This window comes from Salmonella sp. SAL00672 (assembly GCF_046552175.1).
In the GTDB taxonomy this organism is placed as follows: Bacteria; Pseudomonadota; Gammaproteobacteria; order Enterobacterales; family Enterobacteriaceae; genus Salmonella; species Salmonella enterica.
The window spans coordinates 1-15,721 of sequence record NZ_JBGDUQ010000009.1; the positions used below are offsets into that span (position 1 = coordinate 1).

Below are 15,721 nucleotides of genomic sequence, written 5' to 3' on the forward strand. Positions count from 1 at the left end.
GCCGGAGGAATATCGGCAACACAATCATTTGGCCGGGATCTCAAAAAATGCCTGGAACTAAAACGGGTCTATTTACAAGATGAGCCATCATGAGCGCAAGCGGAATTTATGAGGCGCGGCATCTTAAAGAGCACAGGGAGATTGTAAGTAGCCCGATATTGTTGGCTTTTGCTTATCTTGCTGACGGGATTCGTCGTATGAAACATGAAAATTACCTCATGTTTTATATAAGGATTCGACACTATATCAAAACCGGTAACTCTCAATCTTTCAAAGCTATGTGTCAGATCAGGTCGTGATAAGACACGTAAATTTAAAAATCTATATATCTGGCCAGATAGACTTTTTTATAACAGCTTTATAAATTAAACAAATCTGCCATAGAGACAGATTTGTTTAATTTATAATTAGAGGTTTGCAACGTTATGATATACTTTTTGCACATCATCATCATCTTCAAGGGCATCAACAAGTCCTTCAAAGATTTCTAAATCTTCTGGTGAAAGTTCAACTTCTGATTGAGCAATCATTTCTAATTCTGTTGTTGAAAATTCAGTAATTCCAGCTGCTTTTAGCGCTGCAATTCCTTTGTGCAGGTCTGTCGCTTCAGTATAAATAACGATGTTTCCTTCTTCTTCGGTTACATCACGAACATCAACTTCAGCATCAAGCAAAATTTCAAAAATATGGTCAGGGTCTGTTCCTTTAAATACAATCACTCCAGTATTGTCAAACATATAGCTGACAGCACCTGCCGCTCCGATATTCCCGCCTTTTTTATTAAAAATTGTGCGGATATTAGCAATCGTACGGTTAACATTAGACGTCAACGTTTCAGCGATAACCATTGAACCATTTGGTCCAAAGCCTTCATAACGCCCTTGCACGAACGTTTCATCTCCGCCACCTTTGGCTTTATCAATGGCTTTATCAATAACATGTTTTGGAACCTGTGCTTGTTTCGCACGTTCAATAACGAATTTTAAAGCTGAGTTTGATTCCGGGTCTGGTTCACCTTGTTTAGCCGCAGCATAGATTTCTACACCAAATTTTGCATATACTTTGGACGTTGCACCGTCTTTAGCCGTTTTTTTAGCAACAATATTTGCCCATTTACGTCCCACTGGAAACATCTCCTCAAAGAATTATTTACATTAATGGCAGGTTAATAACCTGCATGTTTTTCTGCCGCATTATATCATAATATATAAATTCTCGTCTATGAGAAATAAAAATATCCAGCTTTTACGGGGGATTACTTTGATTTTAACAATGGCTAATATGATGGATAAGTCATTTTCTAATTTTCTTCCGGTTCTTTTTTATTTTTAATAATTGAATCGCAGCAATAACGTCTTATTGATGGTGGTTTCGCTCATCAGGTGAGGTGGAACGCTTGCACGTCTTGCGACATATTGTGGCAGAAACTTAATGGCGAAATTAAGAGCCTATCCCATTAGGGCTATTTTACTTGCCATTTTGGACCTGGGCAGTGCTCAAAATCCTCACGTACTACGTGTACGCTCCGGTTTTTGCGCGCTGTCCGTGTCCAAACTGGCTGCGCCAATAACGCCTGGTGGGATAGTCTCTAAGACGATATATTCCCGCCTTGAGCCGTGTTAATTTGTTGAATACTTTTAAATGGAGGTATACCTCTTGTAGGCTATACCTCCTGCTTTACGTTATCGCGCGATTAACGCAAATACGCCCCAGCCAAAGTATTCTCGCGTCCAGGTGACGTGACGTTTGGGGGCTACCGTCAGTTCTGTTCGAACCTCTTGCGCAAACTCATCGTCAGGGTTTTCCTCCAGCCAGCGGCGCATGGTCATCCACTTCGCGGCTTCATATCTGTCCCAGCCTTGCGGGTCCGCCAGCACCATTTCCACTACGTCATAGCCGAGTTGGTCGAAAAAGGCGACCAGCTCGGGCAGGGGACGAAAATCGGCGACGGATGAGACGCCACAGGCGTGGGCGATCTCTTCCGTTGCGGGGATCTGACGCCAGTACGGTTCACCGATGAGAATGATCCCGCCAGGTTTGAGGCTTTTGGCCAGCAGATCTATTGTCCCCGCGACATCGCCCGCAATCCAGGTAGCGCCTACGCAGGCCGCCACGTCATATTTTTCCTCGTCGATATAACCGGCCGCGTCGTTATGAATAAAATGTACGTATTCACTGACGCCGAGCTCTTCTGCACGTTGTTTTGCCTGTGTGGTGAAGAGCGGGCTTATATCAATGCCAGTACCTGTAACACCGTAATCGCGAGCCCAGGTGCAGAGCATCTCACCCGAACCGCTACCGAGATCGAGAATCCGCGTGCCTGGCTTCATGCGTAACGCATGGCCCAGTGTGGCGTACTTTTCCGCTGTAAACGGATTATGGATACGGTGTTCGCTTTCGCTAATGGTAAAAATACGTGGGATATCCATTGGGTTATTCCTTTTACTGAGGGCGATTCCCTCAGCGGGAGGGGCTTTTTCAGCCAGCAGCGCAAACAGCTTGCCTGCAAAAGTCTCGCCGACCGGCCAGGTGTGACTGTCCGGGCGCTGCAACACAGTGAAGCCAGCATCACCAAGCAGGCTGATATATTCATCATCGCGCCAGGCCTTCATTTGACTGCCGAAACGGGTGGTACAGCCGTTTTCCGCTATCGCCCAGAACTGCGTTGAGCTGGTTTGGGCCTCTTCATCCCAGGCATTTTCCGTTAACAGCAGATGAGGCTCGGCAAGAAACAGGCCGTGCGGACAACGCTGCCAGCCTGGCTGCGCCATGCCCTGGCGTTTAACTTCATCGAAGGTATGCACTTCAACAAGCAGTTTGCCATCCGGTTTCAACCACTGAGCGCAATGACTGATGAGGCTTTGCGCATCAGCAGCGCTAAAGACATTCAGTTCCCCAAACGTCATCATAATGAAATCAAAAGGTTCCGTGGGGTGGTATGTACGAATATCCTGCTGAATGTAGTCAATATTCAGGTTTGCGGCTTGCGCCTGCTGGCGAGCCCATGTGATGGATGCCGGAGAGAAATCTACGCCTGTGCAGTGAAACCCACGCTCCGCTAACAGGCGGGTATAAAAACCGGGGCCACAGCCGAGATCCAGAATGCGGGCGCCAGCGGGTAACTGACGGGTAATCCATGTTACCTGTTGCTCAATCACGGTTAGCCGGCGGCTGGCCCAGTCGTGGTCCTGCGACAGATGATTTTCCAGCATGCGTTGGCTGAAGGCTGGCTCGTCCCAGGGGATTTTGCCTTCATCGGGTAATAGCCGAATGTGATGCGTTGCAAAAATAACGGCGCTGATATCCATCATCATCTCCTTAGCGATTATCAGGCTGGGCGCGAACGCTGTTCAGCCCGGTTGTATTAATGCGGTAGGGCTGACCGTTAACGGATTTGATCAGCTTTTTGGTTTTGAGTTTTTTGAATACAGCGAGCGTGCAATCGGCGAGCAACAACCCTTCGCGGCTATAGCACTCAACGGCGGTGACGCGGCCTGACGCATCGCGGATGTGCGTAATGCGTCCGCCTTTGGCGAGAACGTGTAAGGTACGTTGTTCCTGACGGGATAAATTCATACTGAAGAACCTGTTTAATCATCATAGGCTAAACGTGCAAACACACTGCAGTGTCCGCATTCGATTTCGGCGCATTGATAATCAGTCCGGCCTGAAAAGGTCGGGTAACTGATTATCAGATGATGACATTCTCCAGCATCAAAGCCTCGGGTTGAGTTGAAAGGTATTTACGTCGTGAATGATAACACCTGATTTCTGTAAGTGAATAACCGGGAGTGAAAAGTGTGATCTCAAAGGGAGGCTCATGACGTTTAGCGTATCAGATGAATAGCTCCCGCAATTACCATAATGAATATTGATTAAACTCATATACCCGATAATGACCGCTTTGATAGTCTCGACGTATCTTTTGGCCGTTGACAGGGTTGTAGCGTTGGAAATCTTTTTTTAACCCGCTGAAAAATATCACTTAAATATTTTTCATACACAAACATTTATGGTCCGCTGAGTTCGGATCCGGTTTTGTATGGGTTAAAAAAGGTACGTTATGAAAGTCATATGGACTGTCACTCCTGTGGGGTATCAGCGCATAGCGAAACGTTGCCCTTCATGCAGCGTAAAACGGGACTTCACGCCTTCTGGGGCATTTCGGGTTAATTCGCAAAAGAAGGTACTCGATGTCTGGAGTATCTATAAATGCACACACTGCGATTACACCTGGAATATCTCCCTGTTCTCGCGCCTGCCAGTCAGCAAAATTAACCGCGATCTTTATGGCCGACTGATGGCGAATGATGCCGCCACGGTGCAACATTTTGCTTATGACAACGCGATCCTGAAGCGAAACAATGCTGAATTATCGGGGCAGCCTGATTTTCACATTCAGGAACGGTGGCTGGTCAGTATCGCCTCCCACAAGCAGGTCAGTGTTAGCGTCAGGATTTCCCGTTCTTTTCAGGTCAGCCTGCTGTCGATTTTGAAGAAGCAACTCCTGTTAAGCGCAGCCGAAATCAAGAGACGGATTGAAACAGGGCAAATAAGTGGCGTCACGGTGAAAATGCTTAAATCGCGAAAACTGAAGAATGCAAAATATGATTTGCAGCTCTCAGTTGAAACACTGTATGACCGGCGAAGAATTGTTCTGACCCGTCGATAAAAACAATAAGCTCACCTTACGTTTAAGTGTGCTGGTATGGCAACGACGCAACGGAATGAAAGAAGGACTAAGGGACAGGTGAGCTTTAGTTGAATAACCCTTGTCTGTGGCATTCAGTGAAGACTGAATGCCATGGATAATCCAGATTTTCGCACCAGTGATGATCAGCAGAATGACAAAGGGCGATGGGCTACAATTATCTGTAGAGTAAATAAATATTCACTCAACACCATTAAAAAATAAGAAAAATGACTCACTGTTGAGCTGATATTAATACCTGAACCACTGAATTAGAGTAATGTGACGCTATTCATAGCGTAATTTTTTCTGTTGCGGTTACAGGGGGAGGAATGCACACCTTTAGACCATACTCACTAAGGCATAGCGATCTGTTATATGAAGATATTCCGTTAGAAATACGCGAGCAAATAATCTTATTGATTATTAATACGTTAGGGAATTGCTCCTCTTTTTATGATATGACATTATACTGCTATCATAATAGTCATTCTGACGAAGTTTATCGAAGAATATGTAAAACGTTGCGCAAAGAGTATGGCTTATTCACCTTATATGCGCATTCAACGTCATATCTGGATGAAATGAGTAATCTGTTATTAAAAACAGATGATAAAAGAAAGCATATTGATACCATTGAGCTTGCTTTTAACTATATAGATACCTACCTTCGGACCTATGAAGTTACGCTTGGGTTAGAACCGGATAAGGCGATTAGTGAATTAAATAATATATTTCATGAGCATGGTTTAAAATATCGCTATGAAAATGGTAGAATTGTAAGGTTGCGCAGAATAAAACGGCTTAAAAACATATGTTATTATTTGTACTCCCCTGGAGAGTATGGCTTTGTCGAATATGATCTTATGGAAGCGTATAATCGCCTGATGCTTAATGATTTTGCCTGTGTCGTAAAGGAATGTCATGCAGTCTTCAGAAGCGTTCTTCTCAGAATTCATGAGAGAAAAGGTATCGTATATCATGAACAAGATAGTTTAAATACCTTAATGACTAATCTGATGGCGAGAGGCGTTATATCTGCTGAATATGCACATAAATTTCATTTTTTAAGTAACGTGCTGGAGTCAGAAATATTTCTGCCGATGGCGCAAGAAAAATCGCATCATCACTACGCAATGATGCTCCGTATCTCTGAAGAGTTGGCCTGTAGTATCTATTATCTTACTGAGCGGAGTATATTTTTTCTTACCCAGCGGGCTGAAGAAGATGGTGTCGCGCCATAATAATGATCGCGCTGTCGCTCAGTCAGACTGGATCATCGTTATTTAAATTTGTTCAGACGTCGGAATTTTTTGTTCTGCCGTCTGTTTTTTTAGTGATGAGCTGTTCAGTGCAATAATAAGGGGTACAGTACGATGACTGATTTTTAAACTGCATATCATCTGTGTCGCATTTACTCATGGGTATTGGGTCAGGGAGAGAGAAGAATGAGTACTATTTTAAAGCCTTTTTTATTGGCGGTAACCCTGATGTTAATCTTAATAAGGCCTGGCTTTGCAACGGAGGATGGAGCGATAACCATGGTTAAAACCTACAGCGCTTATGACTATTTGCAGACCCGAGCGCGGTTGATGCACGCTGTCGCCGATCACGGTCTGGTGTTATTTGGGGAATTTGATCATGCCAGAGCGGCACAGAATGTTAACCTGAAAATGCCGCCGACAACGGTTCTGGTCTTTGGCAATCCTAAAGGCGGAACGCCTCTCATGCTGGCGCATCCCGAACTGGCGCTGGATTTACCGTTTCGGGTGCTCATTAGCCAGCAAGCCGATGGGCGAACGTTAGTCAGTTATCATCCCGCTGAAACGCTGCAACGTTATGGTCTTGATGCCGCAGACATACAGGCTTTGAAAAAACTGGAACAGCTCGTTGAAAAAAGTCTCCACTAAAGCTGAAAATCGGGCGATGTGTTTGCACGGGTGATGTCGCGAATAAATGCGCTCACATCGTCCATTACCTGATGAGATAAGGCGGCATCGAAGGTGGCGCAATCAGCATCACAGAACCCGTGCCGCGCATCGTACATTTTACACTGCACCCGGGGGCGCTTTTCCAGCGTCTGTCGCATGGCGAGGGGATCAAACGCCGGCTCATAACGCGCGATAATAACCAGTGCCGGACAGAGAGGCGCAAGATGAAGGTACTGGCGTATACGGGAACCGTAATAGCAAATGACGCCATCACATAACCCACTGGCTGCACTTAGCCATGCGAGCGTTGCGCCGACGCTATATCCTACGACGATTAGCGTCTCGTACTGCGTTCTGAGCTCGTGGAGTAATGTGGTAACGACGGCGGGATCAAAGCCGACATTTGCTGAAAAGTGACGGTAAGCCTCCTCCTGCTGTTTATAGCGAAAGGGGGTATGGTGAGGAAACAGCGCGGGAATATAGATGTCGAATCCGCGCGTCATCCATTCATGGCCTGCGCGTTGGATATGAGCGTTAATACCATAAATTTCATGCAGAATAATCGCTGCCCGGCGATGGCGGCTCGACAAACTGGAGGCGTTGCTTCCCCCGGATACGCCTGGGGCGAAAAACACGGTGTCTTTTATCATAACGCGTTTTTGATACAAAGAGAGCGGCTGGATTTTCGCCGATCACGCTATGTCAGAGGCATTGTTCCTGTCAATGTACAGACACATTTTATGGCCTGATTTTTGGTTGATAAATTTTATATTGGTAAACCAATATGCTGTTCATGTTCAGGCATCAGGGCTAAAGGTGGAACATCAGTCGTGTATTGTCTATTGCCTTTCCTTTCATCTGGCCTCATTAGCGAAACGGGGCGCATTATTATTTTGTTGGTTGACCAGTTTCGCGTTTTTGGTGTGCTACGCGTGCTATCCCTCTTTACAAATGCTATAGTCTGATACCGGGAAATCGCATCGGACGGGCACGACCAATATGAAATCAAACACTTCTCAGCAAAGACCTTACCAGGAAGTGGGCGCAATGATACGGGATCTGATTGTGCAGACGCCGTACCGCCCCGGGGAGCGCTTGCCGCCGGAAAGAGAGATCGCTGAGAGGCTCAATGTGACGCGTACCGTCGTGCGTGAAGCGCTGATCATGCTGGAAATTAAAGGTCTGGTTGAAGTCCGCCGCGGCGCCGGGATCTACGTGCTCGACAGTGCGGATAATAACGAGATGGAAGGCGCTGACGTCAATCACTGTAATGACGCCGGGCCGTTTGAACTGTTACAGGCGCGTCAGTTGCTGGAAAGCAATATCGCTGAATTTGCCGCTCTGCAGGCCACCCGCGAAGACATCATTAAAATGCGCCAGGCGTTACAACTGGAAGAGCGAGAGCTCGCCTCCAGCGCGCCGGGCGGCTCAGAAAGCGGCGATATGCAGTTTCATCTGGCCATTGCCGAAGCGACCCATAACAGTATGTTGGTAGAGCTCTTCCGTCAGTCCTGGCAATGGCGTGAAAATAATCCGATGTGGCTCCAGCTTCATAGCCATCTGGGCGATACGCTTTACCGTAAGGAGTGGCTGGTCGATCATAAGCAGATCCTCGCGGCGTTAATTAAGAAAGACGCCCGCGCAGCGAAGCTGGCGATGTGGCAGCACCTGGAAAACGTGAAGCAGCGTCTGCTGGAGTTTTCCAATGTTGATGACATCTACTTTGATGGCTATCTGTTTGAGTCATGGCCGCTGGACAACGTTGATGCCTGATTATACCTGGAATAGCGTGGGCAGACCCAGTCCACGTTTTACTTCCTGTAGCGTCTTTTGAGTGACCTCATGCGCCCGCTCGCTACCTTTTTTCAGCAATTCCATTAGCATTCCCTTATCCGCAATAAAGGTTGCCCGTCGTTCGCGTATGGGCGCGATCAGTTCTTGCAGGCAGGTCTCCAGCTCATTTTTACAGACACGGTCGCCTAATCCGCCTTGTTGATAATGTGCTTTCATCGCCGCGACTTTGGCTTTATCCGGATGAAACGCATCCAGCCACGTAAAGACGACGTTACCTTCTATTTTTCCCGGATCGCTAATTTTTAAATGATTGGGATCGGTGTACATCGCGCTGACCGCACGGTGGATGGTCTCTTCGCTGGCGGAAAGAAGCAGGGTATTGCCGAGCGATTTCGACATCTTGGCGCTGCCGTCAATGCCGGGCAGACGACCCGTATCGCTCAGGAGCGCCTGACAGGGTCGCAATACCGGCGAGGAGAAAAGACTATTCATCTTATGAACGATCTCATTCGTTTGCTCAATCATGGGCAATTGGTCGTCGCCAACCGGTACCATTTCGGCCTTAAAGGCGGTGATATCTGCCGCCTGGCTAATGGGATACGCCATGAACCCGACCGGCAGGGAACGGGTAAAGCCTTTTTGGGCAATCTCATTTTTTACCGTAGGATTACGCTCCACTCGGGCGACGGTAACAATATTCATATACAGCACCGTTAATTCAGCGAGGGCGGGTAATGCGGATTGCAGGCAGATCGTCGTTAGCGCGGGATCGATGCCGACGGCCAGATAGTCAGCTAACACTTGCGGAATATTATCGCGGATTTTTTGCGGATTACTGCCGTTATCGGTGAGTCCCTGCAGGTCGGCAATCAGGACATACTGTTGGTGATCCTGCTGTAGCGCGACGCGCTGGCGCAGTGAACCGACATAATGGCCGAGGTGCAGCGAGCCGGTGGGGCGATCGCCAGTCAGAATGATGGGAAGGGTGTTCATTAAGGACTCCTTTATGCTTACTGTAAAGCCGAAAGACGTCCCGAAACGCAGTAGCCGCCTTTCGGCGGCTACTTAAAAAGGGATAGTGATCCGTGCCGCCTTCAGGAAGGCAGCCACCAGCGGAGATGACGTTGCGTAGCGTTGGATCGTTTCGTGTTCATGTGATCTAACGTATCACGACTAAACGTAAGGGTAAAGCGGCAGGCGTGTCGTCCGGGCATAAAGTCATATCGCCTGAACAGAGAACATGTTACTGACTTTGAAACGCGATTTTATAATTTGCTGCCCAAAAATACGTGGCGCTGAAAGGCGCATTTTTGATGCAAATCATTTATTACTGTGATAACACTGTGCGCGATAAAAACATTAAATATATTCACATAGTAAATATGTTCTATTGGAATGGTTGTTTTCGATATGACAAAAGTCTAAAAAACCCATTGATGTGAAAAGGAATAAGAATTGTCTATATTCCGATTCGGTGTAATTAAGTAATTTCTCGGATAAAAATAAGAAATGATATTGATATTTCTTTTTTGATATGGTTCTTATAGCGGCTATGGTTATTCAGGAAACGATGCTTGAATGCCTGGCGTAATAGATTTCAGGTCAGTAGCGCTATTGTAAAATGGATTGTTGATGGCAGAAGGTATTTAGCAAGAATCCAGTTATAGCAGATTGTCGGTATTTAATCTGGTATACAGAGACACCAACGAAATGGCTGGAAAATGGAACGTTCTTTCATTGTTGGCGTTCCGTCCTTGTCAGCCTGCTTTGCCGCATGATAATCACGGAGGGGGGATGGACGCCATCTATTTAAAACTGGACGGTATTGAAGGCGAAAGCCGGATCAAAGGTTTTGAAAACCAAATAAAACTTATTGCTTACAACCACAACCCGACGAAACGGGAGTCCGGCGAAGCGAGAGGGACATATATTGGAGGGTTGACGCTGACAAAGCCAGTCGATCTTGCTACACTAGGCCTCTATGAGCACTATTGTAACGGGAAAACGGTGAAAGAAGGCGTGCTGACATTATGCCGTCGTGATAAGGGCGCAATGCTGCCATTTATTATTTATACGCTCACCAATGTGCGAATTTCACGCATGAGCAATCATGGCGACGCCGAAGGCAGCGCCACGGAGACCGTGGATTTGGTTTATAGCCATATTCGCTGGGATATTCCCGCATTAGCGTCGAAAAGCAAAACACGGCGGCCCCTTCACCGACAGGCGCTGTGGCGATGAGGACAAAACAAGTTTGCGGACTCGCAGTGGGCGATGCTGTATAGCGAAATGGCATTTAGCGGCTTGCGAAGGTCGATGAGCGTACATGTAACCAATCGATTGCCTGAAAAGGCGATAACGCATGGCCCTTACACCCGTTATGATTTTTACGCATAGCCGCTAATAAAACGGCATTTTTTATATACACATCAAGTTGATAGTGTGTTTCTGACCTTGACGTAAATAAGCGGGAAAAGCGATGAAACACACCATTGGGATACTGGGGGGGATGGGACCTGCGGCAACGGCGGATATGTTGGAAAAATTTGTTGAATTGCGACATGCCAGTTGTGATCAACAACACATCCCGCTCATTGTCAGCTCTATCCCTGATATTCCCGATCGTACAGCATGTCTGTTATCCGGCGGGCCTTCGCCATACCGTTATCTGGAGCGTTATCTGCATATGCTGGAAGACGCCGGGGCGGAGTGTATCGTTATCCCATGCAACACTGCGCATTATTGGTTTGATGATTTACAGAACGTCGCGAAAGCGCGAATGATCAGCATCCTGGACGCTACCCTGGGGGATATTCCGCCATCGGCGCGGCACGTTGGTCTGCTGGCGACCAATGCGACGCTGGCGACCGGGTTATATCAAAAGAAAGCGCTGGCGCGGGGGCTGACGTTAATTCAGCCAGAAGACGCGGGGCAGGCGTTGGTAATGCAGGCTATTTATACGCTTAAACGTGGCGATAAAATTGCGGCGCAAGCGCTGCTGCTGCCGCAAATCGATAGCCTTATTGCCCGTGGCGCTCAGGCAATTATTATGGGGTGTACCGAAATTCCGCTTATTGTGGCCGGACATGAACGCGCGATAGCGTGCCCGATGATTGATTCCACAGCGTCGCTGGTGCGCGCGGCGATTCGTTGGTATGAGTCCTGGCCAGACACCCGCGCCTCTTTGACCGGGGAACAACGCCTTACCGCCTGATGTGTTTACAGCGCGGCCTGAAGCCCACGCAGGTTGCGCCAAAATGTTTCGGCTACCTGACTCATGCGGGTATTCATGCGATAAGCATAAGCCTGGATCGGGATAACCAGTTCGTCGGCATCAAGCACTATCAGGCGCCCGTCGGTAATCTCCTGACGGATAGCATACTCGGGCAACCAGGCGATTCCGCAGCCGTCCATCGCAACCTGTTTTAACAATTCACTCATCGAAGAGACGAAAAATGTACTGAAACTCAGTTCAGCATGGCGAGTCAGGGTACGATTTATCAGCCGGCCCATATAGGAGTTCTGACTGTAATTAAGCAGGGGAAAGTGCGGCTGCTCAAGCGTATAGCGCGGCTCGCCCCGGCCATTGTTGGCGCAAACCGGAAACAGTCTCGACTCAAACAGGCGGATGTTATCAAACGGCGCTTGTTGCAGGTTTTCATCGTGATAAGAAAAGATAAAATCGCTTTGCCCCTCACGTAACATATCCACCGCCTGGTCGACATCTATCGCCTCAACGGCGTAGGTAAACTGCGTCGGCATCTGCTTAACGATGGTCGGCAACAGGCCGAGGGAGAGCGAGTGGGCGGCGGCAATCTTGATTTTACGCAGCGTATAATCGCTGCCGCCGCGCAGTTCGGTCAGATTACTTTCCAGCTGCTGTAACAGGTGGCGAACCTGGGAGTGAAAGATTTTACCCTGTTCGGAAAGCTGTAGCGGCGAGACCTGTCGGTTAAACAGTTCAACGCCCACGGCATGTTCCAGGGCGCGAATCCGCCGGCTAAAAGCGGGTTGCGATACGTTGCGGATAATGGCGGCCTGAGAGAAATTGCGGCACTTTTCCAGCGTCAGAAAATCATACAGCCATTTTGTCTCAATATTGTGCAAACCTGCTCCAGTTACATCCATTTACCGTTATCCTGTCAGCCGCCCGAAGGGGCATTCTACGTCCATTCGGGCGGCTGACAACCGCTTATCCCGTCCTCTTTCAGAATGCCGTGATGGGGCAGCCTGAAACTAGCGGGAATTACGCCGGTTCAAAGGTACCTTTTACGCAGGCTTTCCCCTCATTGACCATGCGTTTGCCGCGCGCATACACCTGCTCAATACGTAAATCTGCGCTAAAGACGAGCAGATCCGCATCGTTACCGGGACGGATTTCGCCTTTGCCGTCCAGACTGAGGAAGGCGGCTACGCTGGTCGTCAGCGGACGCAGAGCATCGGTCAGGCTGAATCCGTAGTGATTAACCAGCGTCTGCAACGTCTCCAGCAAACTTTCGAAGCCCGCGACGCCGATGCCCGTCAGATTTCCGGCAGCGTCAAATAGCGGCTGGCTGCCGTTACCGTCTGAACTGAGCGTCACCCGGGAAAGCGGGACGCCGGCTTTTACCGCTCTGGCAATGCCCTCCGCCGGCGCGACGGGATCCGGGATACTGGTGGTAATGTCGATCACGCCGCCTTTAAGCGCAAACGCCAGCGCCTGCTCGAAAAGAGATTCGCTACGGTTGACGTGGGTAGGCAGTAGTTTGCCGATCGGCACGTCGCTATTTTCCAGAATGTCATACAGCGGCTGTAACCCTTTTTTGCTGCTGCCCATATGAAAAACGCTGACACCGGGTTTACCGCCCAGCAGGCCGCCAACGCGTGATTCGGCGGCCATGCTGGCGAGTTGATTCCCGCTGGGCGCGGCGGAACGGTGGTCGGAGACTGCGCATTTCACGCCAATGACGCGGTCGATCAGCGCGACGTCTTTTTCTACCGAGCCAGTAATGGTCGGCGACGGAACGTGATAAGCGCCCGTGAGCATCCAGGCGGTGATCCCCTCCTCATTTAGCGCTCGCGTTTTGGCTAACAGCGACGCGGGATGACGGCTGACGGAGTCGGTGCCAAGCAGACCGACGACCGTTGTTATCCCGGCTTCCGTCAGGCGGCTCAGGGAGACTTCCGGCGTCCGCGTCGTCGGCCCCGCTTCGCCGCCGCCGCCGATCAGATGAACGTGTTGGTCGATAAAGCCCGGGCACAGCATACGGCCGCTAAGATTAATCACCGCACAGTCCGGTACGATATCGCCGGGGATGTCAGCGCCGACGGCAATAATTTTGCCATTCGCGAGTAGAACATCGCAGATGCCCCGGTCTTCTGGCGCAAACAGGTGCGCACCCTGTAATAAGGTAAACTCCGCGGCGGATAAATCAGGCATGATAACTCCTTATTAAACAATAAGCTGCATGACCCAGATCGACAGCAGCGCATTGATGGCGCAGACTGCGATAATATGCGGGTAATATTTGGCGTTGACTTCGGCAGTACCGAGACAGCGGCCGACATTCTGTACCGGGTTTCCCATCAGGTAAATGGCTGGCAGTAGTACGGTAACATCGTGGCCGCTTAGCGCGCCGGCGGTAGCCAGACTGGCCGCCACGCCAACGGCGCCGCCCATACTCATCAGCGAAGCCAGAAGCACCGTAGCCGCTTCGCCGGGAAGCCCCCACAACGCCATCACGGGCTGGCAGATATGGCCTACCCAGTCGAGCAGACCGGTAATTTTCAGCGCCTGAATAATGACAAATGCCATGACCACATTGGGTAACAGGTTGGTCGTGGCGATGGTAAAACCGCGGCGTGCGCCATCGATAAACATATCCATGACATTCTTACGTACCTGAGTCGTCATGATTGGGCTCCTTGCGCAGGGTGACGGCGTTCTTCGATGTTAATCCAGATGCGCAAAAGGTTTGCGCCGATAAATTTGAATAGCAGAATGACCACCAGCGGAATGATGACTGACGTTCCCAGAAAGGCGAATACCGCAACGCCGGAGGAGAAATAGTTGGTGATAATAGCGCTGCCGCTGGTCTGCCAGGCGGCAAAAATCACTTTATCGCGTTCAGTGATTTCGCCTTCCTGCGCCAGTTCTTTGGTCATACCCGCCGCGGCGTCGGTATTTTGCAGGTTGGCGATCAGCGCCAGTGAGCAAATACCGGGAATGCCAAGCAACGGTTTCAGGATGGGCGTCATCAGTTGCTGTGCCGCCCGCAGACCGCCCAGTCCATCCGTAATCGCGATGATACCCAGAGAAAGGATAACCGACGGCGCCAGCTCCAGCGCAAAAAGGAAGCCATCTTTCGCGCCCGTTCCGCCCGCGCCGCGAAAGGTCTGCGTACCGGTCACATGACCGAATGACCCGTTGAGTACGGTAAAATCAAAAACGCGCCACCAGCCTTCGCTTCCGGAAAATACGCCGGAAAAGAAAATAATGGTGAGAAAAAACGCCAGGTATCCCTTTATCCCGACCTTTTCTGTATCAAGCGGCATGGCCGCCCCGTCCACTTGTTGCGCCATAGCGATCCCCGAATTTTTTTGATGATGTGTTGGTTGTAGCCACAGGCCAAAAAGCCCGAAACAGAAAGACCTTATCAGCCATAAGGGTAAGGACAAAATGCAAGTATGTATCGTGCTATGCGTTTCTTGCATAGCAGCGCGAAAAATCACCATCCTCGCTACTGCCGGAGGCGCGGGGAACCGTGGACGGTATAACGCGAGGTAAAAAAGCAAAGAAACAGGTGTTGACGCAGGCCGGAGCTGGGAGCAGGAAAAAAGGAGAAATAAATTTGACGTTAGTCAATTTCACGCCACTTAATTATCGTTGTTAAAAAATAGGATTTTTTAACCTAAATTTTACTTTTTTACTGTAATTTTTCACGCCTTAAGAGGAATTGTCACGGTCAGGTCAGTAGCCGCTGATAGGTCAGCTTGCGCCCTAAGAATCCTACGGGCAGGTAATAAAAAACGAATAATCGAATTAATTTCATGATGTGATTTATTTATAATTGTGATGATTTGAGAGGAAGCGATAATCATCATAATGGAATATATAGCCAAAATAATTCGAGTTGCGTAAAGGCGGCAAGGGAGTGAGTTCCCAGGAGCATAGATAACGATGTGACTGGGGGGAGCAACGGCCCGTCAGGGCGAGGCCCATGGATGGGCCGGGTAATCCGTAGCCAACACATAAGCCACTTGAAGTATGAAGGGTATATAAAATAATAGGCAGATTGATAGCACTAAAAACCATAGAATAAGTATA

Annotated in this window: 15 protein-coding genes; 6 read left to right on the forward strand and 9 right to left on the reverse strand. The window is 49.0% G+C overall.

What is annotated here, in order from left to right; all coding sequences use genetic code 11:
• Nucleotides 1-407: 407 nt before the first annotated feature.
• The 3 genes from ACLJTG_RS18415 to ACLJTG_RS18425 all read right to left on the reverse strand — a co-directional run bounded on the left by ACLJTG_RS18415 (nucleotide 408) and on the right by ACLJTG_RS18425 (nucleotide 3,576).
• Complete coding sequence (locus ACLJTG_RS18415) at nucleotides 408-1,124, reverse strand: YebC/PmpR family DNA-binding transcriptional regulator (RefSeq protein WP_000532939.1); 717 nt, start codon at nucleotides 1,122-1,124, stop codon at nucleotides 408-410.
• 558 nt (nucleotides 1,125-1,682) lie between these two features.
• Complete coding sequence (locus ACLJTG_RS18420; RefSeq protein ID WP_077913656.1) at nucleotides 1,683-3,314, reverse strand: class I SAM-dependent methyltransferase; 1,632 nt, start codon at nucleotides 3,312-3,314, stop codon at nucleotides 1,683-1,685.
• Between the two features lie 4 nt (nucleotides 3,315-3,318).
• A complete protein-coding gene (locus ACLJTG_RS18425; protein WP_001054381.1) occupies nucleotides 3,319-3,576 on the reverse strand; it encodes a YjhX family toxin in 258 nt (85 codons plus the stop codon).
• A gap of 487 nt (nucleotides 3,577-4,063) precedes the next feature.
• Between ACLJTG_RS18425 and ACLJTG_RS18430 the strand changes: the two genes are divergently transcribed.
• The 3 genes from ACLJTG_RS18430 (at nucleotide 4,064) to ACLJTG_RS18440 (ending at nucleotide 6,600) form a co-directional block, all read left to right on the forward strand.
• A complete protein-coding gene (locus tag ACLJTG_RS18430; protein WP_021001100.1) occupies nucleotides 4,064-4,672 on the forward strand; it encodes a DUF1062 domain-containing protein in 609 nt (202 codons plus the stop codon).
• 350 nt (nucleotides 4,673-5,022) lie between these two features.
• Complete coding sequence (locus tag ACLJTG_RS18435; RefSeq protein WP_198898370.1) at nucleotides 5,023-5,934, forward strand: STM4504/CBY_0614 family protein; 912 nt, start codon at nucleotides 5,023-5,025, stop codon at nucleotides 5,932-5,934.
• A gap of 204 nt (nucleotides 5,935-6,138) precedes the next feature.
• Entirely contained in the window at nucleotides 6,139-6,600 is a 462-nt protein-coding gene (locus ACLJTG_RS18440; protein ID WP_001654330.1) for a DUF302 domain-containing protein, read from the forward strand.
• Here the strand turns inward: ACLJTG_RS18440 and ACLJTG_RS18445 are convergent.
• Nucleotides 6,597-7,271 carry a dienelactone hydrolase family protein gene (locus ACLJTG_RS18445; RefSeq protein WP_198898369.1) on the reverse strand — a complete coding sequence of 225 codons (675 nt, stop codon included), beginning with the start codon at nucleotides 7,269-7,271 and terminating at the stop codon, nucleotides 6,597-6,599. The genes ACLJTG_RS18440 and ACLJTG_RS18445 overlap by 4 nt on opposite strands.
• A 349-nt stretch (nucleotides 7,272-7,620) precedes the next feature.
• Between ACLJTG_RS18445 and uxuR the strand changes: the two genes are divergently transcribed.
• The gene (gene uxuR, locus ACLJTG_RS18450; protein ID WP_000841654.1) at nucleotides 7,621-8,394 is read left to right on the forward strand and encodes a Uxu operon transcriptional regulator; all 774 of its coding nucleotides are present in this window, start codon (nucleotides 7,621-7,623) and stop codon (nucleotides 8,392-8,394) included.
• On the opposite strand, the gene trpS is transcribed toward uxuR, so the two are convergent.
• Nucleotides 8,395-9,408 carry a tryptophan--tRNA ligase gene (gene trpS / locus ACLJTG_RS18455; protein WP_001094611.1) on the reverse strand — a complete coding sequence of 338 codons (1,014 nt, stop codon included), beginning with the start codon at nucleotides 9,406-9,408 and terminating at the stop codon, nucleotides 8,395-8,397. It lies immediately after the preceding gene.
• 717 nt (nucleotides 9,409-10,125) lie between these two features.
• Here trpS and ACLJTG_RS18460 point away from each other — a divergent pair.
• Together ACLJTG_RS18460 and ACLJTG_RS18465 are read left to right on the forward strand one after the other, a co-directional pair.
• A complete protein-coding gene (locus tag ACLJTG_RS18460) occupies nucleotides 10,126-10,656 on the forward strand; it encodes an Hcp family type VI secretion system effector (protein WP_000907670.1) in 531 nt (176 codons plus the stop codon).
• A 238-nt stretch (nucleotides 10,657-10,894) separates the two neighbouring features.
• Nucleotides 10,895-11,629 carry an amino acid racemase gene (locus tag ACLJTG_RS18465; RefSeq protein WP_198898368.1) on the forward strand — a complete coding sequence of 245 codons (735 nt, stop codon included), beginning with the start codon at nucleotides 10,895-10,897 and terminating at the stop codon, nucleotides 11,627-11,629.
• A gap of 5 nt (nucleotides 11,630-11,634) precedes the next feature.
• Here ACLJTG_RS18465 and hypT read toward each other — a convergent pair whose 3' ends face one another.
• The 4 genes from hypT to ACLJTG_RS18485 form a co-directional block, all read right to left on the reverse strand.
• Nucleotides 11,635-12,543 (reverse strand): hypochlorite stress DNA-binding transcriptional regulator HypT, encoded by a 909-nt coding sequence (gene hypT / locus ACLJTG_RS18470; RefSeq protein WP_000383511.1) that lies wholly within the window; start codon nucleotides 12,541-12,543, stop codon nucleotides 11,635-11,637.
• Nucleotides 12,544-12,661: 118 nt separating this feature from the next.
• Nucleotides 12,662-13,834 carry a beta-aspartyl-peptidase gene (gene iadA, locus ACLJTG_RS18475; protein ID WP_001113057.1) on the reverse strand — a complete coding sequence of 391 codons (1,173 nt, stop codon included), beginning with the start codon at nucleotides 13,832-13,834 and terminating at the stop codon, nucleotides 12,662-12,664.
• Nucleotides 13,835-13,846: 12 nt separating this feature from the next.
• A complete protein-coding gene (locus ACLJTG_RS18480) occupies nucleotides 13,847-14,308 on the reverse strand; it encodes a YjiG family protein (RefSeq protein ID WP_000211979.1) in 462 nt (153 codons plus the stop codon).
• Nucleotides 14,305-14,976, reverse strand: a complete 672-nt coding sequence (locus ACLJTG_RS18485; RefSeq protein WP_000068750.1) for a nucleoside recognition domain-containing protein — start codon at nucleotides 14,974-14,976, stop codon at nucleotides 14,305-14,307. Before ACLJTG_RS18485 ends, ACLJTG_RS18480 begins: the two co-directional genes overlap by 4 nt.
• Nucleotides 14,977-15,721: the final 745 nt, after the last annotated feature.

What these genes read in the sequence shown, in the direction of transcription:
- ACLJTG_RS18420 (WP_077913656.1), bottom strand. Translation starts at nt 3,314, where the DNA reads ATGATGATGGATATCAGCGCCGTTATTTTTGCAACGCATCACATTCGG.
- ACLJTG_RS18425 (WP_001054381.1), bottom strand. Translation starts at nt 3,576, where the DNA reads ATGAATTTATCCCGTCAGGAACAACGTACCTTACACGTTCTCGCCAAA.
- ACLJTG_RS18430 (WP_021001100.1), top strand. Translation starts at nt 4,064, where the DNA reads ATGAAAGTCATATGGACTGTCACTCCTGTGGGGTATCAGCGCATAGCG.
- ACLJTG_RS18435 (WP_198898370.1), top strand. Translation starts at nt 5,023, where the DNA reads ATGCACACCTTTAGACCATACTCACTAAGGCATAGCGATCTGTTATAT.
- ACLJTG_RS18440 (WP_001654330.1), top strand. Translation starts at nt 6,139, where the DNA reads ATGAGTACTATTTTAAAGCCTTTTTTATTGGCGGTAACCCTGATGTTA.
- ACLJTG_RS18445 (WP_198898369.1), bottom strand. Translation starts at nt 7,271, where the DNA reads ATGATAAAAGACACCGTGTTTTTCGCCCCAGGCGTATCCGGGGGAAGC.
- uxuR (WP_000841654.1), top strand. Translation starts at nt 7,621, where the DNA reads ATGAAATCAAACACTTCTCAGCAAAGACCTTACCAGGAAGTGGGCGCA.
- trpS (WP_001094611.1), bottom strand. Translation starts at nt 9,408, where the DNA reads ATGAACACCCTTCCCATCATTCTGACTGGCGATCGCCCCACCGGCTCG.
- ACLJTG_RS18460 (WP_000907670.1), top strand. Translation starts at nt 10,126, where the DNA reads ATGGCTGGAAAATGGAACGTTCTTTCATTGTTGGCGTTCCGTCCTTGT.
- ACLJTG_RS18465 (WP_198898368.1), top strand. Translation starts at nt 10,895, where the DNA reads ATGAAACACACCATTGGGATACTGGGGGGGATGGGACCTGCGGCAACG.
- hypT (WP_000383511.1), bottom strand. Translation starts at nt 12,543, where the DNA reads ATGGATGTAACTGGAGCAGGTTTGCACAATATTGAGACAAAATGGCTG.
- iadA (WP_001113057.1), bottom strand. Translation starts at nt 13,834, where the DNA reads ATGCCTGATTTATCCGCCGCGGAGTTTACCTTATTACAGGGTGCGCAC.
- ACLJTG_RS18480 (WP_000211979.1), bottom strand. Translation starts at nt 14,308, where the DNA reads ATGACGACTCAGGTACGTAAGAATGTCATGGATATGTTTATCGATGGC.
- ACLJTG_RS18485 (WP_000068750.1), bottom strand. Translation starts at nt 14,976, where the DNA reads ATGGCGCAACAAGTGGACGGGGCGGCCATGCCGCTTGATACAGAAAAG.